The following is a 16,323-nucleotide window of genomic DNA, read 5'->3' as shown; positions in this document are numbered from 1 at the left end:
CTGTATTGGGCCTCGTTTAGCGGCTTTGCACGCCGCTGCCAAGGGTTGGCCACGCCTTCGCACAGTATCTGCGCACAAAGCCCGAAGGTGTCACGCCCTTACCACTCATCGCGGTCAGGTTCGCGTGGCTTGCCATTGGCAGCAATACGCCCCACCAGCTCTTGCAGTGTGCTGTATTCAGATACCTCCAGCCCGCTATTGCGGTCCGCGCTCGCCAGGCGCCCCGTAGACACCGATTTGAACCCCAGCTTCTGGGCTTCGCGCAACCGCAACGAGCCATGCACCACCGGCCTGACGCCGCCAGCCAGCGAAATTTCGCCGAAATAGACCGAATCCGAGGGAAGGGGAGAACTGGTCAGCGAGGAGATCAGCGCCGCAGCCACTGCCAGATCGGCGGCTGGCTCGTTGATCTTTAGCCCACCAGCGACGTTGAGATAGATGTCATTGGCGCCGATCCGCACGCCGCACCGCGTTTCGAGCACTGCCACCACCATCGACAGGCGGGAGGAATCCCAACCGACAACGGCGCGGCGTGGTGTGCCCAGTGGTGATGGCGCCACCAGTGCCTGGATCTCAATGAGAATCGGACGCGTGCCCTCCATACCTGCGAACACCGCCGAACCTGCCGCGCCTTCATCGCGTTGATCGAGAAACAGGGCTGAGGGATTGGCCACCTGCTCAAGGCCCAGTTCGGTCATGGCAAACACGCCGATTTCGTCCGTCGCGCCATAGCGGTTCTTGACGCCGCGCAGAATTCGGAAGGTGTGACTGGTGTCACCTTCAAAATACAGGACGGCATCAACCATATGCTCGACGACGCGAGGCCCGGCGATCTGCCCGTCCTTTGTGACATGGCCTACCAGTACCACTGCAGCGCCGCTTTTTTTGGCGAAGCGCGTCAGTGCCTGCGCCGAAGTGCGCACCTGCGTGACGGTTCCCGGTGCGCTGTCGACGCGGTCGGTCCACAGGGTCTGGATTGAATCGATAATTACCAGATCGGGGGCAGGGCCGCTCTCCAGTGTGGCCAGAATGATTTCGACATTGGTTTCAGCCGCCAGCAGTACCGGCGCTTCGCCCAGGCCAAGCCGCTGCGCGCGCAGCCGTACCTGCGCCACGGCTTCTTCCCCCGACACATAGACAACCCGCTTGCCCTGATTGGCCAGTGCCGCAGCCGACTGCAGCAACAGTGTCGACTTGCCGATGCCCGGATCGCCACCCACCAGCAGTGCCGATCCCATCACAAAGCCGCCGCCTGTCACGCGATCCAGCTCCGCCATGCCGGTGACAACGCGTGCGGCGCTTTCGGTTTCACCCGAGAGTGGCACCAGATTGGTCGGCCGGCCGCCTGCCTTGGCCGACTTGGGGCCCGCACCGACGCCGGAATCTGTCATCTCCTCGACAATGGTGTTCCATTCGCCGCAGGCGTCGCAGCGCCCCTGCCAGCGGGTCGTAACAGCGCCGCATGACTGGCAGACAAATGACGAGCGGGACTTGGCCAAGACAAACCTTTCGCGAAACGATGGGCGGGGTGATTGGGCTGCCCCCTCAATTTGCTCGCGATACTAGTCGATCAGCGTGGAGACGCAAGAACAAACAGCGAACCTATGCCGGCGGGAGATTGCCGTCGCCAACATAGTTACGGTTATACCGGCCCTTCAGTGAGGTCAGCACTTCGTACCCGATCGTGCCGGCGGCATCACCCTGGTCATCAACGCTTATATTGGCGCCAAGAACTTCAGCGCCTTCGCCTGGCTTGGGAATGTCCGGACCCAGTTCGGTGATGTCGACCACCACCTGATCCATCGACACCCGGCCGATCACCGGAAACAGCTTGCCGCGGATTGCCACCTTGCCGCCCGGTCGCGAATTGGTCGCCGACAAGGAACGGAAAAAGCCATCGGCGTAGCCATGGCTGATGATTGCCAGCCGACTGTCGCGTGACAGCGAGTAGCCAGCGCCATAGCCCACCGTTTCGCCGGTCCGGGCTTCCTTGACCTGCAGGATCGGCACATGCAGCGTCACCACTGCGGCCATCGGGTTCTTCCGGCCTACCAGCGCCCGGCCGCCGTAAAGCGAAATACCGGGGCGCACCATCTGGAAATGGTAGTCGCGGCCGCTCATCAGACCGGCCGAGTTCGCCAGTGAGGCAGGAATGCCCTGAAACTGCGTCATCACCGAGCCAAACAGCGCCAACTGGGTGCGGTTCTTTTCATGATTGGGCTGATCGGCACAGGCCAGATGGCTCATCAGCATTTGTGGCGCATAACCCAGCGCCTCGATGCGTTCACGCACGAAGCCAGCTTCGTTCAGCCGGAAGCCGAGCCGGTTGATACCGGTATCGAAGTGAAAGGCCGAAGGGTAGGCCTCGTTGCGTTCCAGGCACTTGGCCAGCCACTCTTCGAGCATTTCGACCGAACAGAGCACCGGCATCAGGTTCTGGCGAATGTAGAGATTGGCTGCGCCGGGATAGAGCCCGTTCATCACAAAGATATGGGCCTCAGGAACGGCGGCGCGTACCGCCATGCCTTCATCAGGCGTGGCAACAAAGAAGAACCGCGCGCCAGCGGCATGCAGAGCCTTGCTGGCCACGGTAATACCGGTGCCATAGGCGTCTGCCTTGACGACCGCACCGGTCAGCGCACCCGCACTGACCTTGTCCAGTGCGCGCCAATTGCGGGCCAGGGCCCCGAGATCGATACTGAGTTGCCCGCCAAGGCCAGACGTCAACGCCATTACTATTCCATACGCTCGGGCAGGTAGTCGGCACGGGCCAGATTGCCAAAGCGCGTATACTGCGCCTCGAAGCTGAGCTGCACCGTGCCCGTAGGACCGTGGCGCTGCTTGGCAATGATGACTTCTGCCTTACCGTGCACCTGTTCCATTTCCCCCTGCCAGGTCATGTGCTCTGGCGTACCTTCTTTGGGTTCTTTGTTCTTGAGGTAATACTCCTCGCGATAAACGAACAGCACCACGTCGGCGTCCTGCTCGATAGAACCCGATTCGCGCAGATCCGCCAGTTGCGGATGCTTGTCATCTCGCGATTCCACCTGTCGAGACAGCTGGGACAATGCGATAATGGGGACTTCGAGTTCCTTGGCAAGCGCCTTGAGCGTGGTGGTGATTTCGGTCAGTTCCTGCACGCGGTTCTGGCTTGATGCCTTGCTCGAGCCGCTCAGCAGCTGCAAATAGTCGACGATCAGGAAGTCGAGGCCCTTCTGGCGCTTCAGGCGACGTGCGCGGGCCGCCAATTGCGCCACGCTGATACCGCCAGTGTCGTCGATATAGAGCGGTATCTTGCTCATCATATTGCTGACATCCACCAGCTTGGAAAACTGACTGTCATGAATGCGCCCGCGACGAATATCGGAAGACGAAATTTCCGCCTGCTCGGCCAGAATACGCGTTGCGAGCTGTTCCGAGCTCATTTCCAGGCTGAAGAAGCCAACGATGCCGCCGCTGATGGTCTTGTTATGTCCGTCCGGCGTCACCTCGGCCTTCCAGGACTTGGCGATGTTGAACGCAATATTGGTCGCCAGCGAGGTCTTGCCCATGGCGGGACGGCCGGCCAGCACGATCAAGTCGGACCGCTGCAAGCCGCCCATCTGGCGATCCAGATCATCGAGTAGCGTGGCGACGCCCGACAGGCCGCCATCGCGCTGATAGGCTTCGCCAGCCATCTGGATCGAGGCACTCAGCGCGCTTGAAAAGCTCAGGAAGCCGCCGTCGTAACGGCCTTTTTCAGCCAGCTGGAACAGCTCGCCCTCGACCTTTTCGATCTGTTTGTTAGGTGTCAGCTCCACGTCTGACTCATAGGCGACCGAGACCATCTCCTCGCCAACCAGAATCAGGTTCCGGCGGATCGCCAGATCGTAGATCGCCTGGCCATAATCGGCAGCATTGAGCACGGTTGTGGCTTCGGCAGCCAGCCGAGCCAGATACTGCGCCATCGTGACGTCAGGCAGCAGCTGATCTGGCAAATGCGTCTTGATGGTTGTGGGATCGGCCGATTTGCCGGCGCGGATGATCTTGCCGGCTAGCTCGTAAATATCGCGGTGGATCGGCTCGTAGAAGTGGATTGGCTCGAGAAAGTCCGAGACCCGGTAAAACGCGTCATTGTTCAGCAGAATCGCGCCCAGCAGCGCTTGCTCGGCTTCCACATTGTGAGGCGCCAGGCGAAATGACTTGTCTTCGGTCGGATGAAGCCTTGCGATCTCTGCCATGAGTCCCTCGAGTTAAACGTCAGCCTTTCTTAACCACGCAGCGCGGGCCAGAGTCTCGACCTACCAACGGAGTTCTTACCGCTGTCTAAAACGGCGCTGTGAACACTGTGGACAACGGGGATTGTGATAGCCAGCGCTTGCATGCGGCCAAGCATGCAGAATGCGCCGAGTCGCGGCACGACCCAAACAAAAAGGCCGGGCGATGAGCCCGGCCTTTTCAATTCACTAGGAAGCGTAAGGCCTAGGCTTCGTCGTCGAAGCGGTCGTCCTGCTTGGCATCCTTCTGGCCGGCAGCGAAATCGCCATCGACGTCGTCTTCATAGACAGTCACGGTGACGTCTTCACCCGATGCCTGACGCTCAGCTTCGTCTTCGGAGCGGGCAACGTTGACTGTGATGGTCACGGCAACTTCAGCATGCAGGTTCAGGGCCACGGTGTGCAGGCCAACCGACTTGATCGGGTCGAGCAGGTCGACCTGGCTGCGCTGCACGGTGAAGCCGGCTTCAGCCAGCGCCTCAACGATATCGCGCGAAGCAACCGAACCGTACAGCTGACCGGTTTCGCCAGCCTGGCGGATCATGGTCACGGTGCTGCCGTTCAAGCCTTCGGCAATGCCCGAAGCGGCATTGCGGCGCTCTTCATTGCGCTTTTCGATATTGGCGCGTTCTGCTTCGAACTTCTTGCGGTTGGCTTCGGTGGCGCGCAGCGCCTTGCCCTGTGGCAGCAGGAAGTTACGGGCAAAGCCGTCCTTCACAGTGACTTCGTCGCCGATCGAACCCGTGCGGGCGATGCGCTCGAGAAGAATGACTTTCATGTGGGAATTCCTTTTGGCTGTCCCGTCTCTTGGACGGTTAGGAGCCCCGGACCATTCCGGATGCCCCAGCGGTGTGCCTGTTGGCACAGATAGGCGGGTAGGCGAGTGGTCGGGCTGACCGAAGCCAGCCCAGCCCAAGTTTACTGAACGGCGTAAGGCATGATGCCGATGAAGCGGGCACGCTTGATGGCGCGAGCCAGTTCACGCTGCTTCAGTGCCGAAACGGCGGTGATGCGGCTTGGGACGATCTTGCCGCGCTCGGAAACGTAACGCGAGAGCAGACGGACGTCCTTGTAGTCGATCTTTGGCGCGCCTTCACCGGAGAACGGGCAGGTCTTGCGGCGACGCTGGAAAGGACGACGGGCCTGGGCGGTCGTGAGATCTTTGATTGCCATAGCTATGGGGTCCTTTTCTTAGAAACGGCGCGGGCGGCGTTCGCCGCTGAAGCCACCACGGTCACCGCCACGATCGGGACGGCTGTCGTCACGGTCACGCTTTGCCATCATGGCAGACGGGCCCTCTTCATGCTCGTCCACGCGGACGGTCATGAAACGCAGGATGTCTTCATTGATGCGCATCTGGCGTTCCATTTCAGCAACCGCCGCTGGCGATGCATCGATGTTCAGCAGCGTGTAGTGCGCCTTGCGGTTCTTGCGAATGCGATAGGAGAGACCCTTCAGGCCCCAATATTCATTCTTGGTGACCTTGCCGCCGCCATTGGACAGGATATCGGTCAGTGCAGTGGTCAGTTCTTCGACCTGCTGCTGGGAAACGTCCTGGCGTGCCAGGTAGATATGCTCGTAAAGGGCCATGTATGCGCCTTCCTTCGTGGTTCAAACACTGCATTTCACTTAGCGCGGAGCCTCCTTGAAGCCGGGAAGGGCGTCAAAGCAGTCTTGCAAAGAGCGGGAACACGGGAGGCCGGACTTTTCGTCCTATTTGCAATAAGCAAACCCTCCGTTCAGCCCCCGGCCAAACGAATTGCTGGCGCGTCTATAAGCGACAGGCCGGGCAAAGGCAAGCGTGCTCGCGGCTTCAGCCCACGACACCAGGGCCTCCCAGCGGGGGAGGCTGGGCGGCATCCCGTTCAGAACCGGTCGACGTCCTCTGCAAAATTGCCTCTTGTTGCACTCCTTTGGGCTCGAGCCTGTCGCCAGCCCGCAAAAAACGCCTCGGCGAATCCCGGTTCAACAAACTCGGTGCTGCCCTCCGGAAGCCCCAGGATGCGATCGGCGATAACCCCTTGAGTGAGCCAGCGACGCTGAAATGCTGCTGCCGCTGCTTTGAACGCCTCTTCGGAGTCCGCGCCCACCAGCCCAGCGACGGCTTCATGCGTGGTCGAGCTGATTCCCAGCAAGACTTCAGCAATGGCCAATGGATCCCCCGGCAAGAAACTCCCGTCATCCATGCCCTGTTGCAGGATCGTTGCCATAATCGGGTTCATGACGCGGCTCACCCGGGTAAAGACATGATGATGCAGCGCCAGATTCTGGGGATGGAACAGCGCTTCGAACAAGGCGAGTGTTTCCGGTGCCTGTTCTGCCTTGAGACGCTGATTGAGCCTGAGAAATTGCTGCAGCCGCTCGAAGCCATTCAGCGTGTCGTCTGTCAGTATGGGGCGGATATTGACCGCAGCCTCTTCTGCCATCTGTTCCGCCAGTGCCTCCAGTACCGCCCCCTTAGAGGGGAAGTAGTAGTAGAACGCGCCCTTTGAGACCCCGGCGCGCGCAATAATTTCATCTACGCTGGTCGCGTCATAACCACGCTCAAAGAACAGCGAACGGGCAGCGCCGACGAGTTCCGCGCGGCGAACTTCGGGGTGTTTTACGGTGCGGGCCATGATCTATCCGAATGAATACTGACTGCCGGTCGGTTTATAGACTGACCGTCAGTCTGTAAATGATGTCGTGCGCCCACACCCACATGCTATGCGGGTGGCGCACAGCACCACTGGTACACCGGCGTGCGCGCCGGACGAGCGCTGTTCACAGCGGAATATGCGCTCTTGGCGTCAAGAGGGGCCGTTGCCTTGACTCCGACACACCCGCGGGGCAAATGCGCCGGCAACTGGACAGTGCCTCTCTAGCCTGTCTAACTGATCCCCTGGAGGACTCTCATGACCAAGCGCGCATTCACTTTTCCGGGGCAGGGCAGCCAGGCTGTCGGCATGGGCAAGGAACTGGCGGCGGCCTATCCCGAGGCCCGCGCCGTGTTTGAAGAGGTTGACGAGGCGCTCGGCCAGAACCTGTCGGCGATTATGTTCGAGGGGCCTGACGACACGCTGCGTCTGACCGAAAATGCTCAGCCTGCGCTGATGGCGGTCAGCCTCGCCGTTGTGCGCGTGCTTGAGGCCAAGGGCATCTCTCTTGCCGATCACGCCGCCTTCGTTGCTGGGCATTCCCTGGGTGAATATTCGGCCCTTTGCGCCGCGGGAACTTTCTCGGTGTCGGACGCGGCGCGCCTGCTCAAGACCCGCGGTCAGGCCATGCAGAAAGCAGTCCCCGTGGGCCACGGCGCCATGGCTGCGTTGCTCGGATTGGATTTGGAAACGGCCCGTGCTGTGGCTGCAGAGGCCGCCGGTGACGAGGTTTGCGATGTGGCAAATGACAATGCCCCCGGCCAGGTTGTCATTTCGGGCGCAACGGCTGCGGTCGAACGGGCACTGGAAATTGCCAAGGCTAAGGGCGCCAAGCGCGCTCTGCTTTTGCCTGTCAGCGCCCCGTTCCATTGCTCTCTTATGCAGCCTGCCGCTGAGGCCATGGCCGCAGCGCTTGCAGAGGTAACCGTCAATGCACCGGTTGTGCCACTCGTCGCCAACGTTCTTGCGACGCCGATTTCCGATCCTGACGAAATTCGCCAGCGCCTCGTCGAACAGGTCACGGGCGTGGTTCGCTGGACAGAAAGCGTCGCCTGGCTGACCGGCGAGGGCGGGGTGACCCACCTGGCTGAACTGGGCACCGGCAAGGTTCTAACCGGCCTGGCCAAGCGCATTAATGGCGATGCCGTCGCTACCGCGGTCGGGACGCCGGCCGATATCGACGCCTTCGTCGCTGAGCTTTCTGCCTGATCGCATTCCAACCCCGTTGGCTTGAATCACTTTCTCCACAGGAGACAACTAAATGTTTGATTTAACTGGTAAACGCGCGCTTGTGACGGGTGCAAGTGGCGGTATTGGTCGCGAGATCGCCAAGGCCCTTGCAGACGCCGGCGCCGTCGTTGCACTCAGTGGCACCCGCGTTGGTGCCCTTGAAGATACCGCGGCCGCAATCGGTAAGGACAGCCCCATCCTGCCCTGTAACCTCTCCAGGCTCGATGAGGTCGACAGGCTGGTCCCGGCCGCAGAGGAGGCCATGGGTGGCCTCGATATTCTGGTCAACAATGCCGGCATGACCCGCGATAATCTCTTCATGCGTATGAAGGACGAAGAGTGGGACGAAGTTATCGCGGTCAATCTGACCGCCGCTTTCCATCTCAATCGCTCCGCCCTGCGCGGAATGATGAAACAGCGTTTTGGTCGCATTATCGGCATTTCTTCGGTCGTGGGCGTCATGGGTAATCCGGGGCAGGGCAATTACGCCGCCTCCAAGGCCGGCCTGATTGGCATGAACAAGGCGCTGGCGCACGAAGTCGCGTCGCGCAACATCACCGTCAATTCGATCGCGCCCGGCTTCATCGCTTCGGCCATGACCGATGAGCTCAATGACAAGCAGCGCGAGTCGATCCTGTCGACGATTCCTGCCCACCGGTTGGGCACTGCACAGGAAGTTGCTGGTTGCGCAGTTTTCCTTGCCAGCGATGCCGCAGCATATGTCACGGGCCATACGCTTAACGTCAATGGCGGCATGGCGATGGTCTGATAACGGTTCAAGCCGTTGAAAACCGGGGCATTGGCTTATGGCGCGCCGCGGTCAAGTGTGCTAATCGGCCCCGATTGCACTGCTGGCCATCGCCTTGCGGGCGCTCCAATGGGCGCCTACATTGACGTTGAGTTAGCCAACAGAGCGCTTGAAGATTTGGCAATGCGCCAATAAGAAACGAAACGAAACCTCGATTTCGAAAAGGGAAGTCAAACTATGAGCGATGTCGCTGATCGGGTCCGCAAGATCGTTGTGGAACACCTCAATGTGGATGCCGAGAAGGTTGTCGAAAAGGCCAGCTTTATCGACGATCTGGGTGCCGACTCCCTCGACCAGGTCGAGCTGGTGATGGCCTTTGAAGAAGAATTCTCGGTTGAGATTCCTGACGACGCAGCCGAAGGCATTCAGACCTTTGGCGACGCCGTCTCGTTTCTCACCAAGGCAGTCGGCTAATTACCGATTGAGATAGTTGACCATGGAACTTCGTCGCGTTGTTGTCTCCGGGCTTGGCCTTGTTACGCCACTCGGTTGCGGGGTTGAGGCCACTTGGGCCAATATTCTTGCTGGCAAGAGCGGTGCCAAACGCATCGACGACTTCCAGGTTGACGATATCGCCTGTCAGATTGCTCATCGCTTGCCGCTCGGCGACTACGCCGACGGCAAGTACAATCCAGATGAGTGGATGGACGTCAAAGAGCAGCGCAAGGTTGACCCTTTCATCGTTTATGCGATGGCGGCGGCGACCCAGGCTATTCAGGATGCCGGCGTCGAACCCAAGACCCAGGAAGATCAGGAACGCACAGGCGTTCTGATCGGTTCGGGCATTGGCGGTGTCGGCGGCATCTACGACGCTTCGGTTACCCTGCACGAAAAGGGTCCGCGTCGTATCAGCCCCTTCTTTATCCCCGGTCGCTTGATCAACCTGGCTTCAGGCCATGTGTCGATCCGGTTCGGGCTCAAGGGTCCCAATCATTCAGTTGTAACGGCTTGCTCCACGGGCGCCCATGCCATTGGTGACGCCGCCCGTCTGATCGCCCTGGGTGACGCTGACGTCATGGTCGCAGGTGGTGCTGAAAGCTGCGTCAATCGCCTGGCTCTGGCCGGCTTCGCCGCCTGCCGTGCCCTGTCCACCGGCTTTAACGACAACCCCGAAGCGGCTTCACGCCCCTATGACAAGGACCGCGACGGTTTTGTCATGGGTGAGGGCGCCGGCATCGTGGTGCTGGAAGATTACGAGCGGGCCAAGGCCCGTGGCGCCAAGATTTATGGCGAAATTATCGGCTATGGCCTCTCCGGCGATGCCTATCACATTACCGCACCATCCGAAGATGGTGATGGCGGCTTCCGCTGCATGCAGGCCGCCATCAAGCGTGCAGGCATTGCACCGTCCGAGATTGACTACATCAACGCGCATGGTACCTCGACCCCACTGGGCGACGAAATCGAACTGGGTTCGGTCACTCGCATGCTGGGCGATGCCGCTCAGAACGTGGCCATGAGCTCGACAAAATCGGCTATTGGCCACCTGCTGGGCGCTGCCGGTTCGGCCGAGGCTATTTTCTCGCTGCTTGCCATGCGCGATAATATCGCGCCGCCTACGCTGAATCTCGACAATCCATCGGTTGATACCGTGATCAATCTTGTGCCCAAAAAGGCATTCAAGAAAGAGATCAACGTGGCGCTTTCCAACAGCTTCGGCTTCGGCGGGACCAACGCAACGCTGGTCATGCGCAAGGTCCACTGACTTTTCCACGGCTGTCGGAGGCACTTGGCGCTGTGGCGCAGCGTGCCTCTTGTCTTTGCGCTCTGGCTTGCGAACAATGCCGCAGCCGTCGTCACGACCGGCTGCTGTTTTACCGACAAGATTCGGCGCTATGTGAAGCGACCGGGCACCAAGATTGAGCCGCAAAATGAATGATCGCAAAGTTCGGCGCCAGCGCCGCCGTTCGCGCAACGGTTTCGTTGATATCCTCAACGGTCTGCTGACCCTGCTGGTTATCGGCCTGCTTGTGGCTGGTGGGGCGGTTCTTTATGGCGCGTCGCAGTTCTATGGCGATGGTCCGCTGACGGAAGAAGCCACCTTCCGCGTTGAGGCCGGCTCCGGCCTGAGCTCGATTTCCACCCGACTTGAAGAGCAGGGGCTCATCTCCAACCGCTACATCTTTCAGGCTGGTGGGCGCACACTGGAGCGGGTTTCCATCATCCAGCAGGGTGATTTTCGCATCCCCGCCGGTGCCAGCATGGCCGACATCCTCAGGGAAATCACCGAAGGCGACCCGATTCGCTATGCGGTGACCATTCCTGAGGGCTGGACCTCCTGGGAGGTCGTGCAGCGCATCAATGCCAATGAGAATCTGATTGGCGAAATCACCACCATACCTGCAGAAGGCTCCGTGCTGCCCGCCAGCTACGATTACGTCCCCGGCGATACCCGCCAGTCCGTGCTGGATAAGATGCAGACTGCCATGACTGACGCACTGGCCGAGGTCTGGGCTGACCGCCAGGTCGACCTGCCAATTGAGACACCCGAAGAACTGCTGATACTCGCGTCGATTGTCGAACGCGAGACCGGTGTGGCCTCGGAACGTCCACAGGTCGCGGCCGTTTTCGTCAATCGCCTGCGCGACGGTATGCGCCTGCAGTCAGACCCGACCATCATCTATGGCATTACCAAGGGTCAGGCGACGCTGGGCCGCGGCCTACGCCGCTCCGAGATCGAAGCCAAGACCGATTACAACACCTATCAAATCGACGGTCTGCCCCCCACACCTATTGCCAATCCGGGCATTGAAGCGCTGCGCGCGGTCGCCAATCCCGATAGCCACGACTATCTCTACTTCGTGGCCAAGGGCGCTTTGCCCAGCGAGGGACACGTTTTCGCCGAGACCTATGCTGAGCATCGCAAGAACGTTGCGCAATATCGCAAGATTGCCGATGAGGCAGAGGCTGCCCGCAAGGCTCTCGAAGACGCTGAGGCTGGTCAGGCTGCTGACGCCCCGGCCGCTCAGTGAGCCAGTCTCTGGCGAGCATGACCGGATACGCCCGCGCCACTGGCGCAGTCTCGGGTGCCGCTTTCACCTGCGAAATCAAGTCGGTCAACTCCCGTGGGCTCGACGTAAGGCTGCGCCTAGCGCCCGGTTTCGATGCATTGGAGAGTGAAATCCGCCAACTGATCGGCAAGATGATTTCGCGCGGCTCCATTACCTGCAATCTCTCTATTGAACGCGATGGGGCAGGCGGGCACGTGCTGGTCAACGAGCAGGCGCTGGCCACCGTGCTGGCGGTCATGAGCGAAATGACCGGCAAGATTGCTGCCTCGCCGCCGACCCTCGATGGCATTCTCGGTCTCAAGGGAGTGCTTGAGCAGCGCGACAAGCCGATGACCGCTGCAGCAGAAACAGCACTGAGCACAGCGATTATCGAAGGCGTCTCTCAGGCGCTTGTCGATCTGGTGCTGGCCCGACGTCAGGAGGGCGGCCGCATTGCGGCAGTCTTGCTCGAGCGCCTGCAGGAGATCGAAGATCAGATTGCCCAGGCCGAAGCCCATCCTGCCCGTACCCGCGAGGCCATATTGGCGCGGTTGCGCCAGCAGGTCGCCGATCTGGCCGATGATATCTCGATTCCCGAAGAGCGTCTGGCGCAGGAAGCCCTGCTGCTGGCGACCAAGGCTGACATTCGCGAAGAGCTCGATCGCCTGACTGCGCATCTGACCAGTGCGCATCAGTTGATTGCCGGCGGGGGCGCCGTCGGGCGCAGGCTCGACTTTCTGGCACAGGAATTCAATCGCGAGGCCAATACTCTGTGCTCCAAATCCAACGCCGTGGAACTGACCGCCATCGGCCTTGACCTCAAGGCGTCGATCGATCAATTACGCGAGCAAGTGCAGAACATCGAATAGGAAAAGCCAGATGGAATTCCAGCGTCGGGGCGTCATGCTGGTGATTGCGTCGCCTTCGGGCGCCGGCAAGTCGTCGATTTCTCGGGCCCTTTTCGGTGCCGATCCCAATATCCGCCTGTCGGTGTCCGCCACCACACGGGCGCGGCGGACCGATGAGGTTGATGGCAAGCACTACCACTTCATGGATGTGGACAAGTTCAAGCGCATGCAGGCCGACGGCGAATTGCTCGAATCTGCCGAAGTGCATGGCAATTTCTACGGCACGCCACGCGCCCACGTCGAAGAGCAACTCGCTGCGGGCAACGACATCCTGTTCGATGTCGACTATCAGGGCACGCTGCAGCTCTACCGCAGCGCCCGCAAGGACATGGTCACCGTCTTCATCCTGCCGCCCTCGATCAAGGAGCTGCGCGCACGGCTTGAGCGGCGCGCTCAGGACAGCGTGGGCACCATCGAAACACGTCTGCGCAATGCGCGTGTCGAAATGGATCATTTCGAAGAGTACGACTACGTAATCGTTAATCAGGACCTGGAAAACTCGACCCAGCAGGTCCGCACGATCCTGGCCTCCGCCCGCCTACAGCGCCAGCGTCAGCTGAATTTGCCCAGCTTCGTCAGAGACTTGCAGAGTCAGATCGATTCAATCTGACAACGTCTTGAATCGATCGATCAGCTTTCGCTCTGGGCCTTGCGCAATTCGGGCAATGCCCGCGCCATGGCCAGAAACACCGAAATGGGAAGATCTTCGGCCCGCTCATTGCCGTTGATCCCGGCCGCCGCGAGCAGGCCATCGACTGGAACACCGGTCGCTTTCAGGCTCTGCCGAACCATCTTGCGCCGCTGGCCAAAGGCAGCCTTGGTGATCTGTTCGACGTGCTTGACCACAAGATCTTGTTCGACCGGCTTTGGCACCAGATGCACCACGGTAGACGTCACTTTTGGCGCGGGCACGAAGGCCTCTCGGCTAACGTTGAACGCCATGCGCGCCTCGCTGCGCCATCCCGCCAGTACGCCCAGCCGCCCATAGGCGTCATCACTGGGCTGTGCGCAGATACGCTGCGCCACTTCACGCTGAAACATCAGTGTCAGGCTGTCGAAAAACGATGGCCAGGGGTTCAGCGTCAGCCAGCCGGTCAGCAATGGGGTAGCAATGTTGTAGGGCAGATTGGCAATGATCCGTGTCGGCCCATCCGCCAGACTGCTATAATCGATCTCCATGGCGTCGCCGCTGATCACCGTCAGCCGTCCTGGATAGGCATCCGAGATCTGTTGCAGCGCTGGCAGTGCGCGCGCATCGCGTTCAATGGCAATCACCTCGCGCGCGCCTTCGGCCAGCAGCGCCCGTGTCAGCCCGCCGGGCCCCGGACCCACTTCAATCACGCGAACGCCCTCAAGTGAGCCCCCAACCCGCGCTATGCGGGCTGTCAGGTTCAGATCGAGCAGAAAATTCTGACCCAGTTCCTTTTTTGCCCGTAGACCATGCTCGGCGATGACGTCGCGCAGGGGCGGCAGGTTATCGATTTGGCTCATTGGTCCGCCGTCATTGCGTCCGCCATCGCGATGGCGGCCAGAAAACTCTTGGGAGATGCCTGACCGGTACCGGCCAGATCAAAGGCTGTACCATGGTCGGGCGAAGTACGCACGATGGGCAGGCCCAGCGTGACATTGACGGCGTCCTCGAAAGCCACCGTCTTGATCGGGATCAGTGCCTGATCGTGATACATGGCGACCACGGCATCATACTGTGTCCAGTGGGCCGGATAAAATAGCGTGTCAGCGGGCAGGGGGCCGGTAACGGCGATCCCCTCAAACTGCAATTGTGCCACGGCAGGTCCAACGATCTCGAGGTCTTCGCGACCGATACTGCCCCCTTCTCCCGCATGCGGATTGAGGCCGGCCACGGCAATCTGCGGATGGGCAATGCCGAAGCGTTGCCGAAGATCGTGGGCGACCACGCGAACGGTGTCGACGATCAACTGCTTGCTCAGCAGTCCGGGGACATCGCGGATCGGCACATGGATGGTTACGGGTACCGCCCGCAACCCACCATGAGCTAGCATCATCACAGGCAGTCTCGGGGTGCCCCCGCCCGCGCAAAGTGCTGCGAGAAATTCGGTATGGCCGGGGTGCTTGAAACCTGCCTGATACAGCGCGCCCTTGTGTATTGGTGCCGTTACCAGCCCGCGACAGGCGCCGCTGAGGGTGGATGCGACAGCATCTTCAATCGCAGCGATCACCGCATGGCCCGATAGTGGTGTGGTCTGGCCGGGGTGGTCGGGCACATCGCCCTCGATAGGCGCGACGGGCAGCGCGTCTGCAAACACGTCCATTGCGCCTTCCGGCCCCACGGGAGCGAAGGCGATCTCCAGCCCCAGCCGTGCTGCCCGCGCCATCAGGAAATCGGTATTTCCAAACAGGCAGAAGGGCGCCAGATTCAGCTCGGCCCGATGGGCGTATAGCTGCAGTGCAATGTCGGGACCAACGCCTGCGGGCTCGCCCATGCTGATGGCCAGCGGCTTGTGCATCTCGGCCCCCATCGGCGAATTCGTGGATAGCCCGCAGCGCGGGCCATCCGATTAGTTGTAGATGATCTTGGCGCGCTTGCGCAGTTCAGCCAGATATTTTTCGGTTTCCCCAGCCAGTGCATCATTGCCGGCCTCGGCACGCAGATCGCTCTTGATGAAGGTCAGGTCTTCGGCCTGTGCCTTTTCGCACACTGCCAGCATTGAAACGCCGCTCTCAACTACGCGCGGCTTGGTGATGCCGCCCACATTGAGCCCGGCCAGTTCCTTGGCGATAGCCTCGGGCATCTGGGTAGCGTGGCGGCGACCGACATCGATCACGGCCGCATCGGTGAATTTCAACGATAGATCGACCGCGCTGTCACAGCCGGCAAAGCTGCGGCGATAGGAATTGGCCTGGCCGGTCCGGGCGCTCGAACCCTGTCCGACGAAGATCACTTCTTTGAGAATATAGTCGAAGCCCTGATAGGCCTGGATCTGGTTGGCGGCCTGCTGATCCAGTTCCAGATCGGAAATCTGAACCTGTGGCATGATCGCCTGCTCGGTCACGGCGTTCCAGGCGATAGCGGCCCGCAGCCGGTCCTTGAGTGTATCCATGTTGATGCCGCCCTGCTGCAGCATCTGGCGCAGCTTGTCGCTGCTCATCTTGAGATTGCGGGCAATCTGCAGGAAGGCATCGTCGACCTGTGCATTGGACACCGAAATACCCAGACGCTTGGCCTCGGCCAGCTGGATAGCTTCATTGATCAACTGCTCGGTCGCGCCCTTGCTGCCGCCACGATTACCTTCAAGCGCGAATAGCTTAACGCGCTGGGAAATCTGCACATCGGTGATAGGGGTGCCATTCACGGTCACACGGGCGCTCTGCGCCAGCGTTGGCATGGCCGCCGCAACACTCAGCAGGACTCCGACGATCAGGGCGCTGACTGTGCGTCCCCACAAACCATTTGCCATCATTGTCTCCTGCCTCGCATTCATCTTCCCGCTCTCCATGCGGCGGGAAACCCGCGCT

At 60.5% G+C, this 16,323-nt stretch carries 18 protein-coding genes; 8 read left to right on the top strand and 10 right to left on the bottom strand.

Going from position 1 to position 16,323, the window contains the following annotated elements:
- Nucleotides 1-98: 98 nt before the first annotated feature.
- The 7 genes from radA to KD146_RS09550 form a co-directional block, all read right to left on the bottom strand.
- Complete coding sequence (gene radA, locus KD146_RS09580; protein WP_212658449.1) at nucleotides 99-1,499, bottom strand: DNA repair protein RadA; 1,401 nt, start codon at nucleotides 1,497-1,499, stop codon at nucleotides 99-101.
- Between the two features lie 103 nt (nucleotides 1,500-1,602).
- Nucleotides 1,603-2,733 (bottom strand): alanine racemase, encoded by a 1,131-nt coding sequence (gene alr / locus KD146_RS09575; protein ID WP_212658448.1) that lies wholly within the window; start codon nucleotides 2,731-2,733, stop codon nucleotides 1,603-1,605.
- Nucleotides 2,734-2,735: 2 nt separating this feature from the next.
- Nucleotides 2,736-4,220 (bottom strand): replicative DNA helicase, encoded by a 1,485-nt coding sequence (locus KD146_RS09570; RefSeq protein WP_212658447.1) that lies wholly within the window; start codon nucleotides 4,218-4,220, stop codon nucleotides 2,736-2,738.
- A 241-nt stretch (nucleotides 4,221-4,461) separates the two neighbouring features.
- On the bottom strand, nucleotides 4,462-5,034 hold the full coding sequence (rplI, locus tag KD146_RS09565) for a 50S ribosomal protein L9 (protein ID WP_212658446.1): 573 nt from the start codon (nucleotides 5,032-5,034) through the stop codon (nucleotides 4,462-4,464).
- 140 nt (nucleotides 5,035-5,174) lie between these two features.
- The gene (rpsR, locus tag KD146_RS09560) at nucleotides 5,175-5,429 is read right to left on the bottom strand and encodes a 30S ribosomal protein S18 (RefSeq protein ID WP_035100429.1); all 255 of its coding nucleotides are present in this window, start codon (nucleotides 5,427-5,429) and stop codon (nucleotides 5,175-5,177) included.
- Between the two features lie 18 nt (nucleotides 5,430-5,447).
- Nucleotides 5,448-5,846: a 30S ribosomal protein S6 gene (gene rpsF / locus KD146_RS09555; RefSeq protein WP_212658445.1), complete on the bottom strand. Its 399-nt coding sequence runs from the start codon at nucleotides 5,844-5,846 to the stop codon at nucleotides 5,448-5,450.
- 275 nt (nucleotides 5,847-6,121) lie between these two features.
- Complete coding sequence (locus KD146_RS09550; protein ID WP_212658444.1) at nucleotides 6,122-6,874, bottom strand: TetR/AcrR family transcriptional regulator; 753 nt, start codon at nucleotides 6,872-6,874, stop codon at nucleotides 6,122-6,124.
- Nucleotides 6,875-7,150: 276 nt separating this feature from the next.
- Here KD146_RS09550 and fabD point away from each other — a divergent pair, with 276 nt between their 5' ends.
- The 8 genes from fabD (at nucleotide 7,151) to gmk (ending at nucleotide 13,438) form a co-directional block, all read left to right on the top strand.
- On the top strand, nucleotides 7,151-8,101 hold the full coding sequence (gene fabD / locus KD146_RS09545; RefSeq protein WP_212658443.1) for an ACP S-malonyltransferase: 951 nt from the start codon (nucleotides 7,151-7,153) through the stop codon (nucleotides 8,099-8,101).
- 52 nt (nucleotides 8,102-8,153) lie between these two features.
- Nucleotides 8,154-8,891, top strand: a complete 738-nt coding sequence (gene fabG, locus KD146_RS09540; RefSeq protein WP_212658442.1) for a 3-oxoacyl-[acyl-carrier-protein] reductase — start codon at nucleotides 8,154-8,156, stop codon at nucleotides 8,889-8,891.
- A 216-nt stretch (nucleotides 8,892-9,107) separates the two neighbouring features.
- Nucleotides 9,108-9,344, top strand: a complete 237-nt coding sequence (locus KD146_RS09535) for an acyl carrier protein (protein ID WP_046138081.1) — start codon at nucleotides 9,108-9,110, stop codon at nucleotides 9,342-9,344.
- Nucleotides 9,345-9,366: 22 nt separating this feature from the next.
- Nucleotides 9,367-10,635: a beta-ketoacyl-ACP synthase II gene (gene fabF / locus KD146_RS09530; protein WP_212658441.1), complete on the top strand. Its 1,269-nt coding sequence runs from the start codon at nucleotides 9,367-9,369 to the stop codon at nucleotides 10,633-10,635.
- 24 nt (nucleotides 10,636-10,659) lie between these two features.
- Nucleotides 10,660-10,809, top strand: coding sequence for a hypothetical protein (locus KD146_RS09525; RefSeq protein ID WP_212658440.1), 150 nt, complete (start codon nucleotides 10,660-10,662; stop codon nucleotides 10,807-10,809).
- Nucleotides 10,802-11,902 carry an endolytic transglycosylase MltG gene (gene mltG / locus KD146_RS09520; RefSeq protein WP_212658439.1) on the top strand — a complete coding sequence of 367 codons (1,101 nt, stop codon included), beginning with the start codon at nucleotides 10,802-10,804 and terminating at the stop codon, nucleotides 11,900-11,902. The genes KD146_RS09525 and mltG overlap by 8 nt, the downstream gene beginning before the upstream one ends.
- A gap of 17 nt (nucleotides 11,903-11,919) precedes the next feature.
- Nucleotides 11,920-12,789 (top strand): YicC/YloC family endoribonuclease, encoded by an 870-nt coding sequence (locus KD146_RS09515; RefSeq protein ID WP_212658438.1) that lies wholly within the window; start codon nucleotides 11,920-11,922, stop codon nucleotides 12,787-12,789.
- A 10-nt stretch (nucleotides 12,790-12,799) separates the two neighbouring features.
- Nucleotides 12,800-13,438: a guanylate kinase gene (gene gmk, locus KD146_RS09510; protein WP_249327630.1), complete on the top strand. Its 639-nt coding sequence runs from the start codon at nucleotides 12,800-12,802 to the stop codon at nucleotides 13,436-13,438.
- Nucleotides 13,439-13,458: 20 nt separating this feature from the next.
- On the opposite strand, the gene rsmA is transcribed toward gmk, so the two are convergent.
- The 3 genes from rsmA to KD146_RS09495 are packed head-to-tail and all read right to left on the bottom strand — an operon-like array spanning nucleotide 13,459 to nucleotide 16,265.
- Entirely contained in the window at nucleotides 13,459-14,319 is an 861-nt protein-coding gene (gene rsmA / locus KD146_RS09505) for a 16S rRNA (adenine(1518)-N(6)/adenine(1519)-N(6))-dimethyltransferase RsmA (protein ID WP_212658437.1), read from the bottom strand.
- Nucleotides 14,316-15,314: a 4-hydroxythreonine-4-phosphate dehydrogenase PdxA gene (gene pdxA / locus KD146_RS09500; RefSeq protein WP_212658436.1), complete on the bottom strand. Its 999-nt coding sequence runs from the start codon at nucleotides 15,312-15,314 to the stop codon at nucleotides 14,316-14,318. Before pdxA ends, rsmA begins: the two co-directional genes overlap by 4 nt.
- A 51-nt stretch (nucleotides 15,315-15,365) precedes the next feature.
- Entirely contained in the window at nucleotides 15,366-16,265 is a 900-nt protein-coding gene (locus KD146_RS09495) for a peptidylprolyl isomerase (protein WP_212658435.1), read from the bottom strand.
- Nucleotides 16,266-16,323 lie beyond the last annotated feature (58 nt).

It is taken from the genome of Devosia litorisediminis, assembly GCF_018334155.1.
In the GTDB taxonomy this organism is placed as follows: domain Bacteria; phylum Pseudomonadota; class Alphaproteobacteria; order Rhizobiales; family Devosiaceae; genus Devosia; species Devosia litorisediminis.
The sequence above is the reverse complement of the archived record's forward strand: the minus strand, read 5'-3'. Positions and strand labels throughout refer to the sequence as shown.